This is a genomic window from Clostridium sp. MCC345, assembly GCF_018785345.1.
In the GTDB taxonomy this organism is placed as follows: Bacteria; Bacillota; Clostridia; order Lachnospirales; family Anaerotignaceae; genus Anaerotignum_A; species Anaerotignum_A faecicola.
The window spans coordinates 1-2,029 of record NZ_WQPP01000047.1 but is presented as its reverse complement, the minus strand read 5'-3'; the positions used below and the strand labels follow the sequence as shown (position 1 = coordinate 2,029).

At 36.8% G+C, this 2,029-nt stretch carries 3 protein-coding genes; all 3 read left to right on the top strand.

Going from position 1 to position 2,029, the window contains the following annotated elements; all coding sequences use genetic code 11:
* Positions 1–939, top strand: a 939-nt coding sequence (locus tag GPK49_RS09120; RefSeq protein ID WP_215677559.1) for a CAP domain-containing protein, incomplete at its 5' end; no start/stop codon positions are given.
* An 83-nt stretch (positions 940–1,022) separates the two neighbouring features.
* Positions 1,023–1,298, top strand: coding sequence for a hypothetical protein (locus tag GPK49_RS09115; RefSeq protein ID WP_215677557.1), 276 nt, complete (start codon positions 1,023–1,025; stop codon positions 1,296–1,298).
* Between the two features lie 170 nt (positions 1,299–1,468).
* Positions 1,469–2,029, top strand: a 561-nt coding sequence (locus GPK49_RS09110) for an ATP-binding protein (RefSeq protein ID WP_215677555.1), incomplete at its 3' end; no start/stop codon positions are given.

The window sequence follows — 2,029 nt, the reverse complement described above, 5'->3', positions numbered from 1 at the left end:
GGTGACCAGCAGCCTGTGAATATCAATGGGCGTGTTATGGTTCCGGTAAGAGCAGTGGCAGAAAAAATGGGCTGGGATGTTGAATGGTTCACTTATTACGGTAATACAGTAGTAGATGGACAGTTTCAGCAGGAACACGATATTGTCTTAAAAAATATCGTTAAAAAATCTGATACTTATTGGGCAGGCTATCAAACCAATATCAATATTGAGCATCAAACCAGAAGCAGCCGTATTGATGGAAAAACTCCCTATCAAACCAAAGAAGCTCCTGTGACAGTTCCGATTGCTACAATTAACGGCAGAACCTTACTTGGTATCAGAGATATTGCTGAATGCACTTATTCTGATATTAAATGGGATAGTGCATCGCAAACTGTTCAAATCACAACAAAACCTGTAGAACAGTTCCCGAAATACAGTGATGTGCTGGAATATGCTAATATCCGAGAAGGTGATACAAAAAGATTGCAAACTGAATCGGAAGAAACTAATTTGAAAAATAACAAGAATCAGCAAGAACAGCAAAAGCAGGAAGAAGCCGCTGTTACGGATGAAAGTAGCTATGCTGACGAAGTAATTCGTTTAGTTAATAAAGAGAGGGAAAAAGCAGGGTTGAGTTCTTTAGAAGCAAATAAAGAACTTACATCAGCGGCGGAAGTTAGAGCAAAAGAGATTTCTAAAGTATTTGGTCATACTCGCCCAGATGGAAATTCTTTTAATACAGCTGCAAAAGAAGCAGGGTTTGATGGAGATTATATTGGAGAGAATATCGCTGGAGGAAGAATGACACCTGCTGATGTGGTAGAAGGTTGGATGAATTCGGAGGGTCATAGAAAAAACATTTTAAGACCTGAATATAACTATATCGGGGTGGCTTATCTCCATAAAAGCAATAGTGAATATGGTCGTTACTGGGTTCAAATCTTTGCAAGATAAAAAACTTAAAACATTATAGCGAAAGAGATACGAAAAAAATCGTATCTCTTTTCTATTTGCAAAAAAAGAAAGGGTGAAGAAGTATGCAAAAAAAGAAAAGATTTCTTGCACTTTTGCTTGCTCTGGTAGTTGCACTGCCTTTTATTCAGTCACCACTTACTGCACAAGCAGCAGGCGAAGGTAGTGTAACGAGAAAAATCACAGTAGTAAAGGGAAAAGACATCAACGATATCCAGTATGATGGGAAGAATGTTCTTCATTCGTCTGCATGGTGGTATGACGAGGATGGAACAAAACATCCGGCATTTTGTGTTGATCCAAAACTTGCCGGTCCCGGAGAGATTGCTGCAGGAAAGTAGGATGTTAATGTAATAGTGAATTAATATACAAATAAAATGTATATTTACGATATGAAAAAGTTTGAAAAATGTGTTTTTTATACTTATAAAGATTGAAAAAATGTGATAAATATAATTGAAATCATTGAAAAAAAGTGTTATATTAGACTTAACAAAAAGGAGGGGATACTTTGAAAAGAACAGCTATGGAAAAATTAGTAGCATGGAAATCAAGTGATGAGCGTAAGCCGATGGTTTTAAAGGGAGCCAGACAGGTTGGGAAAACTTGGTTGATGAAAGAGTTCGGTAAAAATTACTATAAGAGCTTTGTATATTTCAACTTTGATGAAGAAGATGAGTTAAAATCAATTTTTGAAACCAATAAAAATCCGCAGCGTATTATAGAGCTGCTGTCAATGATTGCCGGGGAAAAAATACATCCATTAGATACACTGGTCATATTTGATGAGGTGCAAGAATGTCCGGAGGCATTAAATGCGCTGAAATACTTTAAAGAAAAGGCAAATGAGTACCATGTTATTGCTGCAGGGAGCCTTCTGGGAACGCTTCTTGCAAAGCCAAAATCATATCCGGTTGGAATGGTAAATTTATTAGATATTTTTCCTTTGACTTTTGAGGAGTTCTTGGAAGCAACAGATGCACCCTTATTTGCTTATTATGAGGGTATCCATAAGGAACAGCAGATAGAGGAAATCTTTCATAATAGACTTTTGGAAGCCTATAACAATTAT